Origin of the sequence: Methylobacterium sp. DB0501, from assembly GCF_011043735.1 — a bacterium.
Classification (GTDB): Bacteria; Pseudomonadota; Alphaproteobacteria; order Rhizobiales; family Beijerinckiaceae; genus Methylobacterium; species Methylobacterium alsaeris.
In genome coordinates this window covers 254,635-277,713 of sequence record NZ_JAAKGV010000005.1, presented here as the reverse complement: position 1 = coordinate 277,713, position 23,079 = coordinate 254,635, and the positions used below count along the sequence as shown (strand labels likewise).

19 protein-coding genes are annotated in these 23,079 nt (G+C 71.8%); 2 read left to right on the top strand and 17 right to left on the bottom strand.

Annotation, left to right across the window (positions count from 1 at the left end; genetic code table 11):
• Window positions 1–4 precede the first annotated feature (4 nt).
• From G4G93_RS10050 to G4G93_RS10010, 9 genes are all read right to left on the bottom strand, one after another.
• Entirely contained in the window at window positions 5–283 is a 279-nt protein-coding gene (locus G4G93_RS10050; RefSeq protein ID WP_165083650.1) for a DUF2218 domain-containing protein, read from the bottom strand.
• Window positions 280–1,581, bottom strand: coding sequence for a DUF6005 family protein (locus G4G93_RS10045; protein WP_165083648.1), 1,302 nt, complete (start codon window positions 1,579–1,581; stop codon window positions 280–282). The genes G4G93_RS10050 and G4G93_RS10045 overlap by 4 nt, the downstream gene beginning before the upstream one ends.
• The gene (locus tag G4G93_RS35860; protein ID WP_165083646.1) at window positions 1,578–2,843 is read right to left on the bottom strand and encodes an AMP-binding protein; all 1,266 of its coding nucleotides are present in this window, start codon (window positions 2,841–2,843) and stop codon (window positions 1,578–1,580) included. The genes G4G93_RS10045 and G4G93_RS35860 overlap by 4 nt, the downstream gene beginning before the upstream one ends.
• On the bottom strand, window positions 2,840–4,549 hold the full coding sequence (locus G4G93_RS35855) for an IucA/IucC family protein (protein WP_395414279.1): 1,710 nt from the start codon (window positions 4,547–4,549) through the stop codon (window positions 2,840–2,842). Before G4G93_RS35855 ends, G4G93_RS35860 begins: the two co-directional genes overlap by 4 nt.
• Entirely contained in the window at window positions 4,533–6,314 is a 1,782-nt protein-coding gene (locus tag G4G93_RS10030) for an IucA/IucC family siderophore biosynthesis protein (protein WP_165083643.1), read from the bottom strand. The genes G4G93_RS35855 and G4G93_RS10030 overlap by 17 nt, the downstream gene beginning before the upstream one ends.
• Window positions 6,315–6,734: 420 nt before the next feature.
• On the bottom strand, window positions 6,735–9,197 hold the full coding sequence (locus G4G93_RS10025) for a TonB-dependent receptor (protein WP_246736648.1): 2,463 nt from the start codon (window positions 9,195–9,197) through the stop codon (window positions 6,735–6,737).
• 215 nt (window positions 9,198–9,412) lie between these two features.
• Window positions 9,413–10,441, bottom strand: a complete 1,029-nt coding sequence (locus G4G93_RS10020) for a FecR family protein (RefSeq protein WP_165083641.1) — start codon at window positions 10,439–10,441, stop codon at window positions 9,413–9,415.
• A gap of 104 nt (window positions 10,442–10,545) precedes the next feature.
• Window positions 10,546–11,055: a sigma-70 family RNA polymerase sigma factor gene (locus tag G4G93_RS10015; RefSeq protein WP_165083761.1), complete on the bottom strand. Its 510-nt coding sequence runs from the start codon at window positions 11,053–11,055 to the stop codon at window positions 10,546–10,548.
• Between the two features lie 517 nt (window positions 11,056–11,572).
• The gene (locus G4G93_RS10010; RefSeq protein WP_165083759.1) at window positions 11,573–12,622 is read right to left on the bottom strand and encodes an adenylate/guanylate cyclase domain-containing protein; all 1,050 of its coding nucleotides are present in this window, start codon (window positions 12,620–12,622) and stop codon (window positions 11,573–11,575) included.
• A 173-nt stretch (window positions 12,623–12,795) separates the two neighbouring features.
• Between G4G93_RS10010 and G4G93_RS10005 the strand changes: the two genes are divergently transcribed.
• Window positions 12,796–12,999, top strand: coding sequence for a hypothetical protein (locus tag G4G93_RS10005; RefSeq protein ID WP_165083639.1), 204 nt, complete (start codon window positions 12,796–12,798; stop codon window positions 12,997–12,999).
• 99 nt (window positions 13,000–13,098) lie between these two features.
• Window positions 13,099–14,079, top strand: coding sequence for a right-handed parallel beta-helix repeat-containing protein (locus tag G4G93_RS35850; RefSeq protein ID WP_165083637.1), 981 nt, complete (start codon window positions 13,099–13,101; stop codon window positions 14,077–14,079).
• Between the two features lie 90 nt (window positions 14,080–14,169).
• Here the strand turns inward: G4G93_RS35850 and G4G93_RS09995 are convergent, their stop codons facing one another.
• The 8 genes from G4G93_RS09995 to G4G93_RS09960 all read right to left on the bottom strand — a co-directional run bounded on the left by G4G93_RS09995 (window position 14,170) and on the right by G4G93_RS09960 (window position 23,038).
• Complete coding sequence (locus tag G4G93_RS09995) at window positions 14,170–15,891, bottom strand: GMC family oxidoreductase N-terminal domain-containing protein (protein ID WP_165083635.1); 1,722 nt, start codon at window positions 15,889–15,891, stop codon at window positions 14,170–14,172.
• Window positions 15,888–16,682: an ABC transporter permease gene (locus G4G93_RS09990; protein ID WP_165083633.1), complete on the bottom strand. Its 795-nt coding sequence runs from the start codon at window positions 16,680–16,682 to the stop codon at window positions 15,888–15,890. Before G4G93_RS09990 ends, G4G93_RS09995 begins: the two co-directional genes overlap by 4 nt.
• Window positions 16,682–17,551, bottom strand: coding sequence for an ABC transporter permease (locus tag G4G93_RS09985; protein WP_165083631.1), 870 nt, complete (start codon window positions 17,549–17,551; stop codon window positions 16,682–16,684). The genes G4G93_RS09990 and G4G93_RS09985 overlap by 1 nt, the downstream gene beginning before the upstream one ends.
• Window positions 17,552–17,707: 156 nt before the next feature.
• Entirely contained in the window at window positions 17,708–18,748 is a 1,041-nt protein-coding gene (locus G4G93_RS09980) for an ABC transporter substrate-binding protein (RefSeq protein ID WP_165083629.1), read from the bottom strand.
• Between the two features lie 31 nt (window positions 18,749–18,779).
• Window positions 18,780–20,081 (bottom strand): FAD-binding oxidoreductase, encoded by a 1,302-nt coding sequence (locus G4G93_RS09975; RefSeq protein ID WP_165083627.1) that lies wholly within the window; start codon window positions 20,079–20,081, stop codon window positions 18,780–18,782.
• Window positions 20,082–20,083: 2 nt separating this feature from the next.
• On the bottom strand, window positions 20,084–20,815 hold the full coding sequence (locus G4G93_RS09970) for an HAD-IA family hydrolase (protein WP_165083625.1): 732 nt from the start codon (window positions 20,813–20,815) through the stop codon (window positions 20,084–20,086).
• A 34-nt stretch (window positions 20,816–20,849) separates the two neighbouring features.
• Entirely contained in the window at window positions 20,850–21,974 is a 1,125-nt protein-coding gene (locus G4G93_RS09965; protein ID WP_165083623.1) for an ABC transporter ATP-binding protein, read from the bottom strand.
• 104 nt (window positions 21,975–22,078) lie between these two features.
• A complete protein-coding gene (locus G4G93_RS09960) occupies window positions 22,079–23,038 on the bottom strand; it encodes a LysR family transcriptional regulator (RefSeq protein ID WP_165083621.1) in 960 nt (319 codons plus the stop codon).
• Between the last annotated feature and the right edge of the window lie 41 nt (window positions 23,039–23,079).

The following is a 23,079-nucleotide window of genomic DNA, read 5'->3' as shown; positions in this document are numbered from 1 at the left end:
CCCGTCACGTCCAGTCGAAGTGCAGCGTCTCGCGGAACGCGAAGCGCTCGACGTGGCGCACCAGCACGGCCTGGAAGTCCGGCAGCTTGGTCACGTCGTCCACCGACAGGTCGATCGTCAGGGCCTCGTCGGTGGCGGCGAGCCGGGCTTCCCCGAGGGGCAGGGCGATCCGGGCGGAATGCGGATCGAACGTGGTCTCGAACTTGTGCGCCCAGTGCTTGGCGAGCTGCTGCAGGTAGCGGCTCGCGTGGAGGGTGCCGACGACGGCGCGGGAGTGGATCATGACAGGCATCCTTCCTCGACGGGGCGGTGGAGGGGTGTCGCCCGGTGCGGCGCGCGCCAGGCCCGGTAGGCCGCGCCGAGCTGGCGCTTGAGCGAGGACTCGACCGCGTCGAGCGCGTCGAGCTTCGCCATGACGTCGGCGACCTGCGCCGGGTCTTCCGTTCGGGCGAGCCTCAGCACGGCGTAGTGCAGGGCGGTGAGGCCGTTCACCAGGGTCTCGATCTCGTCGCAGATCCGCTGGAACCCGGCATCGGGCCAGTGCAGGGCGCGCCAGAAGAAGGCGAAGCCGTGCTCGTAGGCCCATTTGCGGATCGTGATGACCGGGAGCTCGCGCAACGCCCCGTCGAGACCGGCGAGCCCGAGCCCGCCGCGGCCCTCGGCATGGGCCGCCACGATCGCCCGCACCGCGTCGACCAGCGGATTCGAGTCCAGGACGAAGCAGGCCTCGAAGAACGCCGCCAGGTCGGCCTCCGCCGGCGGGCGGGCGAGGGACGGATCGAACCGGTAGCCGCCGGCGACGCTCGGCTGGCGGATGGCGTTCAGCACCCGGTCGCGTTGAATCGTGCCTTCCCAGCGGAAGTCCGGATCCCGCACCTGCCAGACGTCCGGGTCGTCGGTGAGGCCCACCAGCAGGTAATGCGGGAATGGGTTCTGGTTGAACTTGTTCTCCCGCTCCGGCAGGTGGAACATGTCGAGCATCACCATGATCCCCTCGTCCGGCGTAGCCGTCGCCAGCAGGTCGAGCAGGGTCGCGACATTGTCGTCCTTCGAGCGCGAATGGTCGTACCAGGCGTGGAGCGGCACGCTGTAGAGCCGCGTGAACCAGTAGCGGAACCCCTCGTGGTCCATGGCGTCCGAGTGGTAGGCGAGGCGGAACCCGTCGGTGATGGCGAATTCGGCGTCCCAGATCAGGGCGTAGAACGGCCGGTGGTCGATGCCGCGCGCCTTCAGCCCGTCGCAGACGCAGCTGACGAAGCAGTGGATCTTCAGGTCGTAGGCCAGTTCGCCGTGCACGCCAGAAGGCGGGGCGGCGACGGGGGCCGGGGCGGCGTCGGGCTCGCGCGCGAGCAGCCCGGCGAGGTCGGCCACCGTCGAGAGGTCGCGGGTCGCGATCGCCTCCTCGGGGATCGACAGGCCGAGGCCCATCTCGAGGGAGAGGACGAGCTGCAGCACCTGCACCGAGTCGAGGTACAGGTCCTCGTTGAGCCGCGCCTGCGGGCTGAACCGGTCGAGATGCGGGTGATGCATCTCCTCGCGCAGCACCGTGCCGATGGCCGCGACGGCCTCCTCCCGGGTCATTGCGCGGCCTCCAGGGCGCCGCTGCGGTAGAGGTCGGCGGCCTCGCGGCGGGAGATCTTGCCGTTGGCCTGGCGCGGGATCGCCGCCACCTGCGCTGCCTCGACCGGCACCTGATGGCCGGCGAGCCAGCGGCGGCACCAATCCTGGAGGTCGCGGGGCGCCACCGGCGCCTCGGCGCTGAAGAGCAGCGTCACCCGCTCGCCCGCGAAGGCGTCGGGCCTGGCGAAGGCGACGGCATCGGTGATGCCGGGCATGCCCATCACCACGTCCTCGACCTCGCCCGGATAGACGTTGAGGCCCGAGACGTTGATCGTGTCGCTCGAGCGTGCCACGAAGACCAGCATGCCGTCGGGCCGCTGGTAGCCGAGGTCGCCTGTCCGCACCGTGCCCGCCTCGCCCTCGACGACGATCTCCGCCGGCGCCTCGGCGCTCGATCCGGCGGTGACGCGGTGGTGGGGCAGCGGGCGGCCGATCGCGTCGGCCCGGTCGAGGTCCGGGTTGACCGCGATGCAGCCGGTCTCCGAGCAGCCGTATTGCTGGAAGAAATGCGCGACCCGGGCGCGGATGGCGGCGAACCACGGCGCGGGCAGCAGCGTGCCGGAGGTCATCGCCGCGTGGATGCGTTCGCCCTCCGGCATCAGCCGGGCGAGCGTGTGCAGCATGGCGGGCGAGGTGTAGAGCAGCGGGCGGTCGAGTTCGCGCAGGCGCCGCAGCAGGTATTTCGGGTTGGCGGTGTCGAGCACCACCGGCGCCCGGCCGCGGCGCAGGCCGACCAGCAGGCCGCAGATCAACCCGTAGGAATGGGTGATCGGGCAGGCGATCACCGGCGTCATCCCGTCCGGTTCGGTGAAGGCGGCGACGTAGCTCTCGATCTCGCGCTCGACCGCGCCCCAGGGCCGGGCGATGCATTTCGGCTCGCCGGTGGTGCCGGAGCTCATCTGGAGCAGGTGGCCCTCGCCCGGCACGGGCGGGGGCGCCCGGTCCAGGGGCTCGGCCACCAGGTCGTCGAGGAAGACCCGGTGGCAGCCGGCCCGCACTGCCAGCCGCCGCGCGCCGTCATTCGGCAGGGCCGGGTGGATCGGCAGCAGCGTCGCCCCGGCCCGGCGGGCGGCCAGGATGAAGGCGAGGCTCGACGCGTTGTCGCGGAACCGCGCCGCGACGCGCTCGCCGCTGCCGCCCCGCAGTCCGGCTTTCGCGGTGAAATGGGCGAGGGCCGCCTCCATCTCGTCCGTCGCGAGGATGCGTCCGTCGATCTCGATCATGAGCCTGTCCGCGGGAGGGGGAGGGGGAGGGGGGAGGGGAACAGGGCGTTGGGCACGAGACGGCTGCAGCGCGCCTCGTCGAGCCCGAGCTTGCGCGCCAGCAGCGCCTCGACCCGCAAGACCGGCGCCTCGACGCCCAAGGCGGCGAGCCGGCCGGTCAGTCCGTGCCCGGACGCGTGGCGGCGCAGGCGCCGGCCGAGCCCGGCCCAGAACCAGGCCTCGTCGAGCCCGTGCCGGCGGGCCAGCACGTGGGTGATCTCGGCGAGGTTGAAGACGAACAGGCTGTCGGTCACCAGCTCGGCCAGCACCGCCGCCGAGCGCATGGCATGGAAGCGGTCGTCGGGCGGGCCGGCATGGGCCGGGTCGATGGCGCCGAGATCCGGCACGGGCGGCGTGTGCCGGAGGAAATCCGGCGCGTATTCGGCGCTCTCGTGGAAGTCGCGCAGGATCACCCGCTCGGGCCAGCCGTCGCGGTGGACCAGGATCATGTTCTGGCCGTGCGCCTCCAGCGCGACGCCGTGCGCCACCAGGAGGTGCCAGACCGGCAGGACCGCGACCTCGACCAGCCGGTCGAGCCAGGCCTTGAGGCCGTACCGCGCCAGCCACGGCCCTACGAAGGTGCCGCCGTCGGGCTCGTGGACGCCGAGGGCGTTGAACGGCAGGGCCGCCTCGCCGGGCGCGAGGTCCGGGCTCTCGCGCCAGATCGCCGCGAGCCGGCCCGCCAGCGGGCCGTCCCGGTCGGCGAGGACGGCGGCGAATTCCTGCAGGACGGTCATCCGTTCCAGGGCCGGATCGCCGGCGACGATGGCCGCGAGCCACTCCGACAGCGCCGGCGCGGTCAGGACGAAATGCGGATCGAGGATCCGCAGGCTCGACGTGCTGACGACGCTCAAGGCCAGCTTCACGCTGGCGCGGCGCGGGTCGTCGGCATCGTGCAGGCTGCGCAGGGACTGGCTCGCGCGGTAGCGCGGCCCGGCCGGCCCGAGGGCCACCGCCTCGCCCGCCGCGAGGCGGGAGCGCAGCGGCTCCTCGCCCGAGAGGTGGCGCATCTGCCAGGGATGGACCGGCAGGATCGCGTGCGTGGCCGGGGAATGGCCGGCCGCGTGCAGGCGGTGCAGCAGCCCGTCCCGGTCGGCGCCGAGCGTCGTGCGCCAGCACGTCCCCTCGCTGCCGGGCCACGACGGCGCGACGGCGTCGCGCGGCAGGGCGAGCCAGTCGAGGCGGAACGGCCGGGCGGCTTCCGGCCCGTAGGCGGCGTGGTCGTCCAGGGTGAAGCCGGTGCGCGCCTTGAAGCAGGGATGGTAGGGGTGGCCCTCCCCCAACGCCCCGTCGAGCGCCGCGAACGGGAGCCCCCGGCGCTCCGGCGCTGGCCGGTTTTCGAGATTCCAGCGGCACAGCGCGACCGTCTGGCGAAGTTCGGCCAGCAGGCGTGCAAGCCGCTCCCGCTCGGCCGGCAGGGCCTCGACCAGGGCGGCGAGCGGCGCGGGGCGCCAGTCCCCGGCCGCACCCGCCATCTCGACCGTGCCCGGAACGAGGCGGGGGCGGCCGAACGGGCCGATCGTCCCGGCGGCGCGGAAGCTCTGCCCGCCGAGCCGCCAGCGGAGCCGCCCGTCGCCGGGCATCGCCTCGCCCAGCCCCTCGAACAGGACCGCCTCGGCGAGCTGCCGCAGGACCCGGTCCTCGGGCGGCTCAGGAGGCAAGGACACGGTCCGACCGGATCGGGCTGCCGTGCCGCTCGGCAAGCGGGTTCGGCATGTCGATATAGGTGCCGGCGCTCTCGCCGTCGGCCAGCTCGTCGCGGGCGGCGAGGCGTACGCGCAGGTTGGCCTTGGTGCAGAGCACCGGCCCCTCGAGGACCGAGCGGGCGAAGGCCCGGCCCGGACCGGTCATGCGGCGGGCGATCGTCTCCAGCCGGCGGGCGAGGTCGTCGAGGAGCACGTCTTCCCGCGCCAGCCCGTCATGGCCGAGGCGGGCGATCACCGAGAAGACCTGGTTGACCACGAGGTAATAGGCGAGGCGCCGCCGGATCTCGCGGTCGTCGAAGAACAGCGATGCGATGGCGCCGGCCTCCGGCACCAGGCGCTCGATGCGCGGGCGGGCGGCCTGCGACAGGTAGAAGCCCTGGTTGTCGCGGTAGAAGCCGCGGCGCGGCCAGCCCTCGGCGACGTCGAGGAGCGCGTTCTGCTGGTGCGCCTCCAGCGCGATGCCGTGCCGGTCGTAGAGCGCGACCACCGGCTCGACCATGCAGTCGAGGTAGAGGCTGAACCAGGTCCGCGCCGCATGGGCCAAGTCCCTTTGGGCGAGATCCTGGGGCGCGAGGCGCCGCAGCAGGGCTTCCAGCCGCGAGGGACGGCCCGGCACCGGCTCGGCGGTCAGCGCCGCCACCGTGGCGATGCCGCGCGCCGCCTCGCCCCGGAACGGGCTCTCGCGCAACACCGTCTCGAACCCGCTCTCTTCCCGGCCCGGGCAGGCCAGCGTCAGGTAGGCGGGATCGGCGAGGATTCGGAAGGCGGGGTGCTCCGCCTCGTTGCTGCGGGCGAGCAGCCGCGCGACGGCCACCCCGGCCTGCAGCTCGGCCATCCGGTTGACCCGCAGCGAGTTGGTGAGCGTCACGGGCAGCGAGAACTTCGCCATCCAGTCGCTCTCCGGCGCGTAGACGGTGCGCAGCGACGAGGTCGCGGTGAAACGCCGACCGACGGCGCCGAGGGGGCGCAAGGTCCCGGCCTCCACCATCGCGGCGATATGTGGGGAGAGCAGCAGCGCCTCGGCCTGGAGCGGGTGCATCGGCAGGGTGATTTCGCCGGGCCGCAAGCCCAGCCGCCCGGCATCCGTGCCGAGGAGGTCGAGGGCGATCGCGGGGGCCGAGCGGGCGACGGCCGAATCGTGCCGCACCCGGGAGGCGTCCGCCGCGAAGGCGACGAGGCGGAATTCCCCGCCTTCCTCCGGCCCGTAGGCCTTGGCCTGCCAGGGCGTCAGGCCTTGCCGGCTCTTCGGCGTCGGGTGCAGCCAGTGGCCGAAGACCAGGGCGCGCTCGGCAGCGATGAAGTCCGTGCCCTCGGGCGGGGCGAGGGCGAGCTGGCGGGCGGTCTCGCGGTAGCTGTCGAGCACCCGGCCCAGCAGGTCCAGCTCGCGCTCCCGTGCGCCGTCGCCCCCGCTCTCGTCGCAGCGCGCGTAGGCCTCGCCGAGCAGGTCCTGCAGCGCCCGCATCGGCGCGATCGCGCGCCAGCGCGGCTCGTGCAGGTGGCGTGTCCAGAGCCGGCCGAATCCCTGCGCGCCGCAGAGCGAGGGGGCGACGATCTCGGCCCGGATCGCGACCCGCTGGCTGCGCAGGTTCCACTCGACGCAACGAGCCGGCGGCCCGTCGGCGAGCGCGTGGCGCACCGGGATCCCGGCATCGATCTCGCGCCGGTACCCGTTGGCGAAGCTGCGGAACGCCGCCGCCTCGGCGGCTCCTTGAGATGATGGGGGCATGACGACCAAACCTCGTTCTGGCCTCCGGAGGAGATGCCGGGCCGGCGGCGCGGATCTCGCGATCGGGAGCGGGATCGGATCGACCGGGCTGCGGAGCCTGCGCGAGAGGCGCGTCGATCTCCGTCGTGGCTGTGTCTATCGCCTTCATGGCGAGCTCGGTCAAGGTAAAACACCGAAAATACGCGTATAGACACGTATATTCGAACTATTAAAAGCAACTCTACCTGAATATCGAGTGCTTGGTGATCGGTATCATCATGGGGCCAATGCCTGGCGAGTCTGTGGTCTGCGAGGCGCCGCCCGTTTCGCTGCCGCGGCCGCCGGACAGCGACGACGGCGACGGTCTCAGAAGCGAGTGCGCTCCCCTCTCCCACACGGGAGAGGGGAGCGGGCCATCCTCGTCCCGGTCCGGCCCCCTCCTCAGAAATCCATCGTTGCCGAGACGATGACCGTGCGGGGCGCGCCCACCGCCAGGAAGCCCCGGGCGGCCGAGGCCCAGTAGGCGTTGTCGAACACGTTCTCGACCACGGCCCGGACCGTCACCGGCTTTCCGGACGCGCCCTCGAAGGTGTAGCGCAGGCCGGCATCGAAGCGGGTCCAGTCGGGCACGCTCTGCGTGTTGGCCTGATTGTAGAACTGGCCGCTCGTGTAGATGGCGCGGCCGGTCAGCGTCAGGCCGGGGGCGAGCCACGGCGGCAGGTCGACCTCGCCGTAGAGGTTGAACGCCACGTCGGGGACGCCGGGGGCGCGGTTGCCGTCGAACTGGCGGTTGAGCGTGTTGACGAGGCGCCCGTCGATGAAGGTAACGCCCCCGACCAGGCGCACGCCCGGCAGCGGCTCGCCGAAAGCCGTCAGTTCGAGACCACGGTTGCGCTGCAGACCACTCACCGAGAACCGACCGGTACCGGAATCCGTGAAGGCGTTGGGCTGTTCGATCTCGAACAGCGAGGCGGTGACCGCCACCGTGCCGAAATCGTACTTGGCGCCGAACTCCTTCTGCCGGTTGACGACGGGGGCGAAGATCTCGTTGGCGTTGACGGCCGTGGGCGGCGGCGACGGGCCGGGATCGAGCGCTTCTATGTAGTTGCCGTAGAACGAGAGGTTGTCGGTCGGGCGGAACACCGCCGCGAGCGCCGGGCTGAACCGGCCCTGGTCGTAGCTCGTCGACAGGCTGCCGAAGCCCGCGCCGAGGCGGGTGTTGTAGCTCTGCTGGTCGATCTGCTGGAAGCGTCCGCCCAGCGTCAGCAGGAAGCGGTCGTCGCCGAGTGACAGGGTGTCGGCGATGCCGACGCTGCGCACGGCGAGCTTGACGAAGAGCGGCCGGCCACCGTCGGAGCGCGGCAGCAGGGCGGTGGCGACCGAGCCGCGCGGCAGGTGGACCGGATCGTAGATGTTGGTCTGGAAGACCGGCAGGGTCGGCGCGAGGAAGCCGCCGCGATAGTTCCGGTTGTCCGCCTCGACCGCCGCGACGTTGATCTGGTGGCCGATGAAGCCGGTCTGGAACTTCGCCCGCAGGCCGACCTCGCCGGTCATGCCGGTGATCTCCTGCGGCTGGATCGACAGGGTGTTGGTCGCCCTGCCGGTCACGCTGGTGATCCGGTAGGCCGAGGTCAGGAAGTCCTCGTTGTAGCGGCTGACGCCGCCGGCGGCGTACAGCGTGGTGTCGGGCAGGATGTCGTACTCGACCCGGCCCGCCGCCATGTTGTAGCGCGTGTCGATGTATTCGAGCGAGCTTGCCGTGTTGAGATGGGGATTCGGCGCCCGCGGCACCGGAACGCCGGGCGCGACCGAGTTGAACAGCGAGGTCGGCGCCGTGATGTTCTGGGTGTTGTGGACGAGGTCGAGCGAGGCGCGCAGGCGCTCGCCGCGATAATCGAGGCCGAGCGTCGCGACGCCGACCTCGATGGCGTTCTTGTCGAGCGCCGTGTTGCCGTTGCGGTAGGACAGGTTGGTCCGCACGCCCCATTCCTTCGACGGGCCGAAGCGGCGGCCGAGATCGGCATGGGTCCAGACCTGCGAGTCGCTCAGGTAGGTCGTGGTGAGGCGGGTCAGCGGCTCGTCGTAGGCGCGCTTCGGGATCAGGTTGATCGTGCCGCCGACGCGGCCGGTGCCGCCGCTGATGAGCGCCGAGGGGCCCTTCAGGATCTCGACCCGCTCCAGGCCCTCCGTGAGCGTGCGCCGCGGGTTGGCGAGGTAGAACAGCCCGTCGAAGGCGACGTCGAGGCTGGTGACCGGGAAGCCGCGGATGAAGAACGAGTCGCGCTCGCTGAAGGGCGGCGCGTCGTTGCGCACCGACGCATCGTTCAGCACCACGTCGGCGAGGCTGCGCGCCTGCTGGTCGGCGATCAGCTTCTCGGTGAAGCCGGTCACGTTGAACGGCGTCGTCAGGACCGAGCGGTTGCCGAGGAAGCCGACGCGGGTGCCGGTGGCGACCTGGCCGCCGGCGAAGGGCGGGGGCGGCTGTCCCACCGTCCCGGTCGGCGGCGGCAGGCCGGCCGCGGCGCGCCCGGCGGGTCGTCCCTCGACGACGATCTCGTCGAGGCGCACGGCCTCCCCGGGCTGCCCCCCGAGCTGGGCGTAGCGCGGGTTGACCAGGGTGAGGGTCGACGGGCTCACCCTACGGTAGCTCAGGCCGGTTCCGTCGAGGAGCCGGCCGAGGGCCTCCAGTGGCGGGAACGTGCCCTCGAGCCCGGCCGTCGTCAGGGTCCGGGTCAGGTCGGTGCCGTAGACCAGCTTGACCTTGGCCTGCTCGGTGAAGCGGACGAGGGCGGGTTCGAGCGGCCCGTCCGGAATCGACAGGGCGACCGCGTCGGCGGCCGGCGCGGCGACGGGGGTCGCCCCGGTCCGTTTCGGAAGCGCACGCGTCGCCTGAGCCTGTGCCATGGTGGGCACCCATGCCAGCAGCGACACGCCGGCCAGGGCGAGCCCCGCCAGTCGTCCGCACGCAACCCCACGCTCCCGCGCCGCCATTCCGAAAACCCCGTCCGTCTGCTCGATCAGGGGCGGCGCGTCGGTGCGCTCTCGTCCCCTTCACTGGCTTGAGATCAACGGGGCCGCGATCTCCTGACGTCGGTTCGCACGATTTCGCGAAAAAATTTTCAGAGCGGGGAGCCGACCAGGACGAGGAGCGGAGTGACCCGGGTGATGCGGAGCGACAGGCTCGCGGCGATGGAATCCAGCGCCTCGTCGGTGTCGCGCAGGTCGAAGACGCCGGTGACGCGCCGCGCGCCGGCGTTGGCGTCGAGGAGGAGGATGCGCCCGCGGCGATAGCGGCCGAGCGTGGCCAGGACCTCGGACAGGGGCTCGCCCGAGACGGTCAGGCGCCCGTCGCGCCACGCCATGGCCCGCCCGATATCCGCCTTCACGACGCTCGGTGCCGCGCCACGCGGCTCGACGACCGCCTCGCCGGCCGAGACGTCGAGGTGCCGGCCCGCGATCGCGACATCGACCCGGCCCTCGGCGACGTCGACCGGCCGGCCGGCCTCGTCGGCGCGCACGACGAAGACCGTGCCGACCGCCCGGACGCTCACGCCCCCGCCCTCGACCACGAAGGGCCGGCCGGGATCGTGCGCCACCTCGAACGCCGCCTCGCCGCGCAGCAATTCGACCCGGCGCTCCGTCCCGGTGAAGCGGAGCGCGATCGCCGTGCCGGTATTCAGGTCGATGCGGCTGCCGTCGGCCAGGGTGGCGTGGGTGATGGCGCCGACGCCGCTCCACAGGTCGGCCCGCAGCCAGTCGGCGAGGCCCGCCTGCCAGGCCAGGGCGCCGCCGAGCACCACGAGGGCGGCGAGGCCCGCGGGTCCCTTCGCCGATCCCGTCGTCGAGGCCTCGGCAGGCCCTTCGGTGCGCCGCCGCCCGGCATCGGGCGCACTCGCATCGGGCGCACCCGCGTCCGGCGCACCCACGTCCGGAACTTGGCCGAGCCGGTGCCAGAACGCCGCCATCTCCGCGTGGGCCGCCTCATGGGCCGGGTCGGCGGCGCGCCAGGCCTCGAAGGCCGCCCGGTCGGCCGCGGTCGCATCGGAGGAGGACAGGCGCACGACCCAGGCCGCCGCTTCCGCCTCGACCGGATCCTCGTCGATCGGGTCGTCCCGGTCCTGCGCGTCGGTCCCGTCTCTGGTGGCCACGGCCAAGCACCCTTGTTCAGGGTCTCACCAAGGCCCGGACGGTCCGTGGATGCAAGCCCTACCCACCATGATCGACGAGCGGCCGGATTCCTGACGTCCGTTGGCTAGAAAAGATCGCCGCAGCGGCGCCGGCAATGCAGGAGCGCCTTGATCAGGTGCTTCTCGACCATGTTGCGGCTGATGCCGAGCCGCGCCGCGACCTCGCCGTTCGACAGCCCGTCGATCCGCGCGAGCAGGAACGCCTCGCGGCAGCGCGGCGGCAAGTCGTCGATCGCCTCCGCGAGGCGGCGCAGCTCCTGGCGTGCCATCGCCTGGCGCTCGGGCAAAGCGTGGCCGTCGGCGAGGCCGGCCCAGTCGTCGTCGCCGACCGCCTGGAAGATCGTGCCTTCGAGCCGCTGCCGGTTGCGCATGCGGCGGGCCACGTTGCTGGCAATCTGGAACAGGAAAGCGGAGGGCTGCTCGATCGTCGTCCGGGACAACGCCGCCAGCATCAGCAGATAGGTCTCCTGATGCGCATCCGCCGCGTCCGCCGGGTTGCCGAGCCGCCGCGCCAGGAAGCGCCGCAGCTTCACGCCGTCGCCCCGATGCAGCGCATCGATCGAGATTGGCTGCATGACCCAACTCCAGACCCGTTCAACTCTCCCGATCTCAGGAAAACATCCCGGATACGATTGCACAAGCAGGGTGGCGCGGGTCAAGTCTTCATCTTATTTCATATGGTTCTAAGCTGTGTGGTCTGTCGCTGTGTAAGCCTCTGTGTTTCTGCCGGAAATAATCCGTGGGCGGGCCGGGTCTCGCGGACGGCGTGGCGGAGGACGGCGGGTGAAATCCCGGGATTGTTGCCGGGATGCAACGACTGGCGTGCCGGACAAGGGCTGTTTCAGGACGTTGATGCGCCGGTTCCCCCTCTCCCCGCCCGCGGGGAGAAGAGAAAGCCCGCGTCTCGCTCTCTTCCCGAACAGCGCGGTCACGGCCGGGAACACCCGTCGCCGTGAGGCCTCGACCTTCGCCACCGACGCGTCGGCCTGGGCGAGGAGGGCACCGTGCCAAGACTACGCCGCGCCGTCCGGCATCGGCACGGTCGGCGGCTGGCCGGCCTCACCTCGACGCCCGTCGGCCGCGCCGGCGCCATCACCCCGCCTGACGCGAGGCCCCCGACGGAGCGGGCGATGCACTCTCCCGGATCGCCGCGATCCGCAGCGGCTCCTTGCGGCCGCGCACCGGCCGGCAGCCGAGATCCGCCGCGTGAAGGTCGCCGGGCAGCGGATCCAGGCGGTCGAGGAGATCGCCTGAGACGATCACCGGGACGTCGAGTTCCTTGGCGAGCCCTTCGAGGCGACTCGTCGTGTTCAGCGCGTCGCCGAAATACGCGATCTTGCGCCGTTCGAGGCCGATCTCGGCCGTCACCACCGGGCCGCAATGCAAGGCGGCGCGGAAGCGCGGCAGCGCGCCGAAGCGGGCGATCCAGACGTCCGGCTCCGACTCGACGGTGCGGATGAAGTCGAAGACGCAGCGCAGGCAGGCCGCGTCCCGCGTGCCCCGGTCGATCGACCAGCTCACCAGCGCCATGTCGCCGACATAGTCGTCGATCGAGCCGCGGGCCCGGCGCACCGGCAGGGCGAGGGCGGCGAAGATCGCCCCGAGCCAGGTCTGGGCGGCGAGGTCGCCGTGCTCCTCGGCGAAGCGCGTCGAGCCCGCCACGTCGAGGAACAGGAAGATGCGCTCCTCGGTGATCGGACGGTGGTAGCGGCCGACCAGCAGGCTCGCGAAGACCCGCGGCCCCATCAGGTCGCGGACGCGGAAGACGAAGGTCGCGAGCGCGGCGATCGCGAGGGTGTAGGCGAAGGCGGCTTCCGACATCGTCATCGCCGTGCGGGCATCCGGCATGTAGCCGAAGCCGCGATGCAGGATCGTGCCGGCGACCGCGTTGCCCAGCACGATGATCGCCACGTAGGTCGCCAGCGTCGCCAGTGCGAAGACCGGGGTCGCGGCCCGGCGCGTCAGGGCGCGCCAGCGCGCGAGGATGAGGTCGCGCTCGTAGAGCATCAGGGGCGTGCCGATGAACACGCCCCGGATCGCCCCGACCAGGGGCTCGACGCCGAAGACGGCGCCGTACAGGAGGCCCGCGAGGGCGCCGATGGTGGGCGCGACGAGCCAGAGGCGGGCGCGGAACGGCGCCATCGCGCGAGCGCGGAACGGCTCGCCGGGCCGGGCGCCGCCTCGCGTGGGGATCCGCTGCGGGGAGAGGTCGATCGCGATTCCGGGCCTCCTGTCGGCGGTGCGCGGCGGCCGCCGCGACATTGCGCGGCTCGCCCCGGGTGGCAATCGGTCCGGTTTGCGCCTATATGGGTCCCATGACTGATAGCACTTCCACTCCCTACACCATCGAGATCTCCCCCATCACCAAGCCGGCCGGGCAGTTCCAGTGGGCAATCCGCCGGAACGGCAAGCTCGTCGAGCGGTCCGACCGCCCGCATCCGACGGAAGCCAAGGCCGAGGCCAGCGCGCTCGCCGCCGTCGAGCGCAGCATGCATTCGGCAGGCAGCGGACGCTGGTAGGCGCCGTCGCCGGACCATGCCTCCGGCGAAGCAGCCCTTCGTGATCTCGCAACCGGACGGAGTCGCTCGCGCTCCGTCCGTTTTCGCGTGACCGGCGCGGTGCCGGTCGCCCTCGCATTCCCGCCCGAGCCGCCCGCCTTGGTGCGGCGGGCGGCGGCCACGCCCTGCGATGCGGCCGTCCGTGCCCGCCTGCTCGCCCCACCTCGGCCGGGCGAGGAAGAGGTCTCGCTCACCTGTTCCTTGAGGCTCGCGCCGGGCGACCGGATCCTGAAGCGCCTGGTGCTCGAGGGGTCGGCGGCGTCCAACCTCACCCTCGACTGCGCCGGTGCCGGCCTCGGCGTGCCGGGCGAGCCGGCGCATCTCGGCGCCTACACGATCGCGATCCGCTCCCGTCCCCCCGCCCGCCCCGGCGAGGCCTGGGACCGTCCCTCCGGCATCCGCATCCGCGATTGCACCGTTTTCGGCCATGTCCGGATCTGGGGCATGGGCGAGAACGGGCAGGGGCCGCTCGTCCGCGAATCGTCGCACAGCCTCGGCCATACCGCACGCGCGCAAGCCGCCGCGCCGACCGACGTGACCATTACCGGCACCACCATCACGGCGGCCGGGCCGATCCCGCTCTATCTCGGGCCCGGCGTCACCCGGGTCACCCTGCGCGGCTCGCGACTCGCCGGCCGCTCGGTCTCGACGGCGCTCTACCTCGACGCCGAGAGCGCGGAGAACCGCATCGAGGACAATGCCATCGAGACCGAGACCGGCCGCGAGCTCGTCGCCGTCGACGGATCGGCCCGCAACCGCATCACCGGCAACCGCTTCATCCTGCGCGGCGAGGGCGGCGTGCGCCTCTACCGCAATTGCGGCGAGGGCGGCACGGTGCGCCACCAGACCCCCTCCGACAACGTCGTCACCGGCAACGTCTTCCGCACCGGCGGATTTTTCCAGGCCGCGCCGATCGTGGTCAATTCCCGCAACGGCTGGCGCCTGACCTGCGGCGAGGATGCCGGCTATCCCTTCGGCAGCAGCCTCGACAACCGCGACAACGGTACCGGCAACGTGGTGGCGCCGAACACGGTCGAGTGAGTGGCGGGGACGCTGGTCCCATGGGACGGACGATGCGGGTTTCCCCCTCTCCCTCTTTCCGAACAGGCCTGCGGCCGTCGCGATGACGGCCTACTTTCGAAGCGTCGCGCCCTCATCCCGCCGGATCAGGTCGGCGATGCGCTCGGCCATCATCACCGTCGGGATGTTGGTGTTGGCCCGGGGAATCGTCGGCATCAGGGAGGCGTCGCAGACGCTCAGACCGTCGACGCCGCGCACGCGGCCCGCGCCGTCGCAGACGCTCATCGGGTCGTCGGCCGCCCCCATGCGGCAGGTGCCGGACGGGTGCCACGTCCCGCCGACCTGCGAGGACACGAAGGCGGACAGCGCCCGCTCGTCGGCGAGGAGGCGGTCGAGGGTGACGCCCTGCGTGACGAGGCCGTGGATCAGCGCGGCACGAGCCGGGCCGGCGAGATCGAGGAGGCCCGACAGGATCCCGCGCTGCGCCGCCGGCCAGGGCTTCGGCGCCGCCGCCCGGGCGACCCGGGGCGAGTAGCTCGCCGGGAAGACCGGGCCGCGCAACGCCGCGAGGGCGGGATCGCGCAGGGCCCGGGCGCCGAGGCGGACCGCGTCCATCAGGCGGGCACGGTCGCGGGGATCGGACAGCATGCGGAAATCGACCTGCGGCTCGGTCCGCGGATCGGGCGCGGCGAGGATGACCTCGCCGCGCGAATACGATTTGTTGACCCAGAAGAAGATGCCGCCGATCCGCCGGCCTAAGCTGTGCCAGCCCGTCCGCGACAGGATCGCCCCGTGCATGTCGCCGTCCGGCGTGTCGGGCAGGCCCGAGGAGTAGCGCAGGATCGCCTGCTCGTGGTGCTCGCCCGGGTCGCGGACCCGGCCGGCGCGGGCGAGAAAGGCCGAGACCGCGATCGAGGGATGCTCCATCAGGTTGCGCCCGACGCCCGGCCGGTCGGCGATCACCGGCAGGTCGTGCCGGCGCAGAGCCGCCCCGGGTCCGACGCCGCTGCGCATCAGGAGGGCCGGGCTGTGGATCGCACCCGCCGCCACCACGACGTGGTCGGCGGGAATCGTTTCCGACGGGCCGCCGGAGTGCGGCGCCACCACGGCGCCGACCGCGCGCTGGCCGTCGAACAGGACCCGCTCGGCGAGGAGGCCGGTGCGCAATGTCAGGTTTGCCCGCGCCCGCACCGCCGGGGTGAGATAGGCGACCGAGACCGGCACCCGCTCGCCGGCATCCGAGATCGCGGTCGTGCCGACATAGACCCCGTCCCGCCAGGGCCCGTTCTGGTCGGCCCCGGCCGGATGGCCTTGCGCTGCGAGCGCCCGCATCGTGGCGGCGACGAAGGGGGATAGCTGGTCGGGGCGCGCGCGGCGGATTGGCAGGGGGCCGTCGCGGCCGTGCAACTCGCCGCCGCAATCGCGGTCGGATTCGAGCTTGCGGAAATAGGGCAGGCAGGCCTCCCACGACCAGCCCTCGGCGCCGAGCGCCCCCCACTCGTCGTAGTCGCCGGGCGCGCCGCGATTGGCCATCATGGCGTTGATCGCCGAGCCGCCGCCGAGGCGGCGCGCCTGCTCGTAAGCCCGCGGCGCCGGTACCTCGGGTCGGTTGCCGGCGGGCGCGCCCATCCGGGCGGTCAGCGCCGGCCAGATATTGCGCGGGTCGAGATAGGCCCGGCCGGGATAGCGGCTGCGGATCTCCGGCGGCATCGCAGCCGCGGTCAGGTCGTCGCCCGCCTCCACCAGGGTCACGCGGAACGACGGCTCCTCGGAGAGCCGCGCGGCCAGCACGCAGCCGGCCGAGCCGCCGCCGAGGATCAGGATCGCGGTCACGGGTTGGTGCTGGATTTGCGGGCGCTCAGGCTCGCCAGCACCACCACCATCAGCGAGGCGGCGGTCAGCAGCGAGGAGATGGCCGCGATGGTGGGGTCGATCTCGTCGCGCAGGGAGGTGAACATCCGCTTCGTCAGGGTCTGGTTCTGGCCGCCGGCGATGAAGATCGCCACCACGGTCTCGTCGAGGGCCGAGATGAAGGCGAACAGCGCGCCCGAGACCACGCTCGGGCGGATCTGCGGCAGGGTGACCGACAGGAAGGCGCGCAGGCGGTTCATGCCGAGGCTGCGCGCCACCATCTCCTGTGCCGGGTCGAAGCCGCGCAGGCCCGCCAGCACCGAGGTGACGACATAGGGCGTCGCCAGCATCACGTTGGCGAGCACCAGCCCCGGCAGGGTGGCGAGCAGCCCGGTCTTGGCGAAGACGAAGAACACCCCGATCGCCGTGATGACGATCGGCACGACCAGCGGCAGGAGCAGGATCACCGTCAGGCTGCGGGCGAGCCGCGACCCGCTCATGCTGAGCGCGTAGGCCGCCGCCGTGCCGATCAGCGTCGCGCCGATCGCGGTCGCCGCCGCGACCCCGAGGCTCACCCGCGCCGCCTGCATCCAGGCCGGGTTGCCGAAGAACGCCTCGTACCAGCGTAGGGAATAGCCCGGGGGCGGGAAGGTGAGGAACCGCGCGTTCGAGAACGACATCGGCACGACGATCAGGATCGGCAGCACCAGGAACAGCAGCACCAGGGCGACGACGGTGCCGAGTGCGAGGCGGGGGGCAAGCGAGCTGGTCATCAGCGGGCTCCCATGATGCGTTCGAGGGGGACCACCCGGGAGGCGAGCCAGAACAGGGCGGCCACGCACACCAGCAGCACGACCCCGATGGCGCTCGCCGCGCCCCATTGGTTGTAGATCTCGACGTTGCGGCTCACCAGCATCGACACCATGAAGGTGCGTCCGCCGCCGAGCAGCTCCGGCGTGATGTAGAAGCCGAGCGCCAGCACGAAGACCAGCACCGTGCCGGCGACGACGCCCGGCATCGAGAGCGGCAGGAACACACGCAGGAAGACGTGGAGGGGGCCGCCGCCGAGGCTGGCGCCGGCCAGCATCAGGTCGCGGGGGATGCGCTGCATCGTGGCGTAGAGCGGCAGCACCATGAAGGGCAGGAGGATGTGCAGGGTGGCCAGCACCGTGCCGAACTCGTTGTTGATGAGCGCGATCGGCTGGTCGGTGAGGCCGAGGCCCTGGAGCATCCCGTTCACCAGGCCGCGGCGCTGCAGCAGCACCATCCAGGCATAGGCGCGCACCAGCACGCTGGTCCAGAACGGCAGGATCACCAGGCCGAGCACCACGACGCTCCAGCGCCGCGGCAAGGTGGCCGCGGCGTAGGCGACGGGATAGCCGAGGAGCACCGCCAGCACCGTGACGGTCAGCGCGATCCGGAAGGTGAGCAGGAAGCTGCGCCAGTAGATGTCCTCGGTGAGGAAGCGCCGGTAATGCTCGAGCGTGAACGCCCCGTCGCTGGTGACCGACTGCACGGCGAGCCAGGCGAGCGGCACCACGAGGAGCGCCGCGACGACCGCGAGGGCGGGGCTGAGCAGCGCGAGGACGAGCATCTGTTCGCGCCGCTCGTGCCGCCGCAGGGCGGGGCTGGATGGGGTCATGGCGGGGTGTCCGGGACGATGTCAGCGGGACGATGACGACCAAGGCGAGACGGGCGCCGCCCTGAACCCTCCCCCCTCTGCGGGGAAAGGAACCCGGCGAAAGCCGGGCGGGAGAGGGGAACCACGCTTCCGGAAGAGAACCCTGAAGCGTCGCGCTTACTTCTTCTGCACGAAATCCGCCCAGCGCTTCAGCGCCGCCTCGCCGGCCTCGGAGGTCCACCACTCGGCCGAGAGTACCGCCTGCTTCTTGGCGTTGTCGGGCGCGCTCGGCAGCTTGGCGGCCAGCGCGGCCGGGATGATGCCGGTGTCGAAGGCCGCCGGGTTGCCGGGGCCGTAGGGGATGTTGAGCGGCAGGTTGGCCTGGAGCTTCGGGTCAATCGCCTCGTTGACGAACTTCACGGCAGTCGCGAGGTTCGGGGCGTTCTTCAGGATGCAGAGCGAGGTGTTCTGCAGGATGCCCTGGTTGTAGGTGTAATCGGCATCCGCGCCGGCCTCCATCACCGCCGAGACGCGGCCGTTCCACATCATCTCCATGTCGACCTCGCCGCCCTGGATCAGGAGCGCCGACTGGCCGCCGGAGGTCCACCAGACCGAGATGTGCGGCTTGATCGCCTCGAGCTTGCGGAAGGCCCGGTCGACGTCGAGGGGATAGAGCTTGTCGGGCGCCACGCCGTCGGCCATCAAAGCGGCCTCGAGAGTCGCGAGGGGATGGTTGCGCAGGGCGCGGGCGCCCGGGAACTTCTTCACGTCCCAGAAGTCGGCCCAGCCCTGCGGCGGGTTCTTGCCGTACTTGGATTTGTTGTAGGCCAGGACGCTCGAATAGAACTCGTAGGGAACCGAGTACTCGGTCTTGTACGAGGCCGGGATCGCGGCGGCATTCGGGATCTTCGAGAAGTCGAGCTTCTCGATCAGCCCGGCCTTGCCGCCGCGCACGCAATCCTGGGTCGGGGTATCGACCACGTCCCAGGTCGGCTTGCCGGTCGCGCCCTGGGTGCGGATCACCGGCCAGGCGTCGGGGGCGCTGTCCTGGTTGATCGTGATGCCGAGCGCCTTGGCGGCCGGATCGAGAATCGCCTTCGTCTGGGCCTGCTGGTAGGCGCCGCCCTGCGACACGAAGGTGATCTGCTCGGCGGCGAGGGCCGGTGCGGCCGTGCCGAGGAGGCAGGCCAGGGCGGTCCAACGAAGCAGTGACGCCATCTCGACTTCTCCTCTGTTGTTGCAGGCCGCCTCAGCGGCCGATTGCGTCCAGGAACTGGTACCAGCCGGCGACGAGCCGGATCACCGGCTCGCGCAAGCCGTAGAACGGCACGGGCTGGAAGCTGCCGGCACCGAGCAAAGCGACGTCCGGGCTCTCGCCGAGGGCGAACGCGGCTGCCAAGCCACCGAGATGGCTCGACATCGCGACCCCGGCGCCGTTGTAGCCCATGGCGAAGCTGACCCGGTCGTCGAGCCGGCCGACATGCGGCAGCGCGTCGAGGGTCATCCCGACGAGGCCCGACCAGCGATAGGCCACCGGCGTATCGGCGAGCGCCGGGAAGGTGCGCACCATCGCCCGCCGCAGGGTGGCGAAGGCGGCCTCGGAATCGTGGCGCCCGAAGGCGCCGCGGCCGCCGAACACCATGCGGCCATCGACCATGCGGAACCAGCGCATCATCCGCCGCGTCTCGACGTAGATCCGCCGGCTCGGCAGGATCGCGGCGCGCAGGTTGTCGGACAGAGGTTCGGTGGCCAGGATCGCGCTGCGGAACGGGATCAGGCGGGTGCGAAGGGCCGAGCCCGCCCCGGTGAGGTCGGTGTAGCCGTTCGTCGCCACGATCACCTGGCGCGCCCGCACCGAGCCGCCCGGCGTCTCGACCCGGATGCCGCCCGCCTCGCGGTGGAAGCGCAGCGCCGGGCTCGCCTCGTGGATCGCGATGCCCTTGTCCGACGCCGCCCGGGCCAGACCCCTTGCGTAGTTGAGCGGATGCAGCCCCCCGGCCTTCGCCGAGAGCACGCCGCCGACGAAATCCTGCGAGCCGGTCTCCGCCGCCACCGCATCGCGGGACAGGACCGAGACGGACGCGTCGCCCATCTCCCGGCGCATCCACTCGCCGTCGGCGATCGTCGCCGCCAGGGTGGCGGGCGTGTGGGCGCATTTGAGCTGGCCGACCCGGGCGTAATTCGCGTCCGCGATGCCGTGCTCGTCGATCAGCCGTTCCAGGGTCTCGACCGAGGCATACGCGATGGCGTGCATGCGCTTGGCGACGCCGAGCCCGTGGCGGCTCGCGATCGCCTGGAACGACGGGCGGTACTTCGCCGAGACGACGCCGCCGTTGCGCCCGCTGGCGCCCCAGCCGATCGCGTTGGCCTCCAGCACCACCGCCCGCTCGCCGCGCTCCGCCAGCGCCAGGGCCGCCGACAGCCCGGTATAGCCGCCGCCGACGATCGCGACATCCGCCTGGACGTCGCGATCGAGCGGCCCGAAGCGTCCGGCCGGCACCGCGCGAGCGGCCCAGAGCGAGGCGGCCGGAGGCTTCGGGAGGGCTTCCATGGTCAGGCCGCCTGCCGGGTGGCGGCGAAGGCCGCATCGGCGGCGTCGGCGAGCTTCTCGAGCGTCGGGAAGTGATAGTCGGGCTTCGTCAGCCGCTCGGGCTCGGGCGTGCCGCCGAAGCCCTCCAGGCCCTGGCGGCGCTCGATCCAGCAGACGGTGTAGCCGAGGTCCCGGGCGATGCCGATGTCGTGGTACTGGCTCTGGGCGACGTGGAGTATGTCGCTCTGCTTGTAGCCGAGGGCCGATTGCCGGCCGCGGTTGAAGGCGAAGAACTGCGGGTTCGGCTTGGCGACGCCGGTATCGTCGTAGGTCACGCTGTCGTGGAACGGCATCCCGAGGGTGTGGGAATAGAACGAGAAGGCCGAACGGTCGGCATTCGTCATCGCGACGAGCCGGTAATGCTTGCGCAGGCGCTTGAGCGCCGCGACCGAATCCGAGAAGGCCGGCCAGCGCAGAACCGAGAGCTGGAACGCGTCGGCATCGGCGTCGGAATTCGGGAAGCCGAGTTCCTTGGCGACGTGGCGGTAGACGTCGGCGAAGACCTCGCTCGACCGCTCGTAGTTCAACTCGCGGCCCTTGAGGTAGGAGGCGAAGATCCGGGCGTCGCTCAACTCCTCAGGGCTGCGGCGGGAGACGGCGCGCAGATGGTCGAGGATGCCCTTCTCGAAGTCGATCAGGGTGCCGACGACGTCGAAGGTGAGGATCTTGAAGGTATCGAGGGCGGGAGCAGGCATGGATTGTCCTTTGCGACGGTGGAGAGGGGAGGGGTCAGGCGGGCTCCGCCGGGACGACGATCGTGTCCTGCGGGTGGAGGAGGGCGGTGATTGCCCCGCCAGGGGCGGGAATCGCGAGGCGCCCGGCATGGTGGGCCGGCTGGCGCAGGGAGATCTCCGGCCCGTGATCGAGGGCGACGAACACCCGCAGGCTCTCGCCCTGGTAGACGACGTCGGTCACCCGGCCCGTGAGGCGGTTGTAGCCGTCCGCCGACGCCTCGCCCGCCACGATCAGCTTCTCGGTCTGGATCGCGAGGAGCAGGGCCTCGCCCGCCGGCAGGGGCCGGGCGCTGCGCAAGGGGGTGGATCCGAGCGCGACGGCATCCGCGCCGGCGCGGGTCACCGGCACCAGGGTCGATTCGCCGATGAAGCTCGCCACGAAGGCGCTCGTCGGCCGGTCGTGCAGGCGCTCGGGCGTGTCGACCTGGGCGAGGCGCCCGCCGCGCAGGATCGCGATGCGGTCGCTCATCGTCAGCGCCTCGCGCTGGTCGTGGGTGACGTAGATGATGGTGGCTTCGAGCTGCCGGTGCAGGCGCCGCAGCTCGATCTGCATCGTCTCGCGCAGGTGCTTGTCGAGGGCCGAGAGCGGCTCGTCCATCAGGATCAGCCGCGGCCGGAACACGATGGCGCGGGCGAGCGCCACGCGCTGGCGCTGGCCGCCGGAGAGCTGCGAGATCGCCCTGTCCTCGTAGCCGGCCAGTTCCACCATCGCGAGCGCCTCCGCCACCCGGGCCCCCCAGGAGGCCTTGGGCTCGCGCCGGGCCCGCAGCGGGAAGGCGACGTTCTCGGCGACGCTCAGGTGCGGGAACAGGGCGTAGTTCTGAAAGACCACGCCGATGTCGCGCTTGTGCGGCGGCAGGACCGTCACGTCGGTTCCGCCGAAATGGACGCTGCCGGCGGAGGGCACGATGAAGCCGCCGAGGATGCCGAGCAGCGTGGTCTTGCCCGAGCCCGACGGCCCGAGGAGGGACAGGAACTCGCCCGGCGCGACGTCGAGCGAGACGTCGTCGAGGGCCGTGAAGGCGCCGTAGCGCCGGGTCGCGTTGCGGATCGACACCCCGACGCTGCCGCCGGCGAGCGCTCCGCCGCTCACGCCCGAATTCGATCCCGCTGCCGCCATCGTAGGGTGCCGCCTTCGCGTCCGGTGCCGCCGATGGACCGGATGCTCACAAAAGCGCCGCGCCTGTTCAATGTCGAAAGAATCCGCGGGTTCATAACTCCAGGTTATGGGGTGGCGAAGCACGCCCGGCTCAGGCCCAGCTCCGGATAGAGCCGGTCGACCTTCGCGATATCGGCGCGCATCTCCTCGGCGATCCAGTCGCGCACGGCGGCGACGGAGCGGCGCAGGGGCCGCGAGCGCAGGTGGATGAGCTGGCACATCCGCGCCGTGCGGGTGAGGCGGGGCGCGGCCGGCACGAGGTCGCCGGTGGCGAGCCAGTGCGAGACCACGCTGGCCCAGCCGAGCGCGACGCCCTGGCCGAGCAGGGCGGCCTGCAGCACCACCGCATAGTCGGAGAAGTTGAGCGAGGCGCGCGAGCCGTTCCAGTCCGGCCCCGGATCCACGCCGCCGGTCCACATCGGCGAGGTGGCCGTGAGGTTCACGAAGGTGGTGCGGCCGCCGCCCGCCTCCGTCGCGGCGTCCCGGCCGGCGAGGTAGGCCGGGCTGCAGACCGGCAGCATCACCTCGTTCATCAGGAACACGGCCTCGTGGTCGAGGTCGGGGCCCTCGACGAAGCGCATGCCGAGATCGACGTCGTCGACCGGGCCGGCGAGCGCGCCGGGGATCAGCTGGAAGCGGAAATCGACCGACGGGAACGCCTCCTGCAGGGTGTTGATGCGCGGCATCAGCCAGTGGGTGGTGAAGGCCGAGGACAGGGAGAGCGTGACCGTGTCGATGCCGGTGCGGCGGATGTCGATCTCGCGGAGCGCCGCCTCGATGCCCCGGAAGCCGTCCGCCACCCGGCGGTAGAGGATCGCCCCGTCCTCGGTCAGCGCGATGCCGTCGCCCGAGCGGTCGACGAGGCGAACGCCGAGATGGCGCTCGAGCTGCGCCATCGCCTTGCTGACCGCCGGCTGGGTCACGTTCAGCTCCGCCGCCGCCCGGGTGAAGCCCCTGTTGCGCGCCACCGCCTCGAACACGAACAGGGCGTGGTTGGACGGCAGCATGCGGCGGAGCGGGTTCATGGTCGCGGCCTCGGGGGCTCGGTGGGACGCGCCGGCGGCGG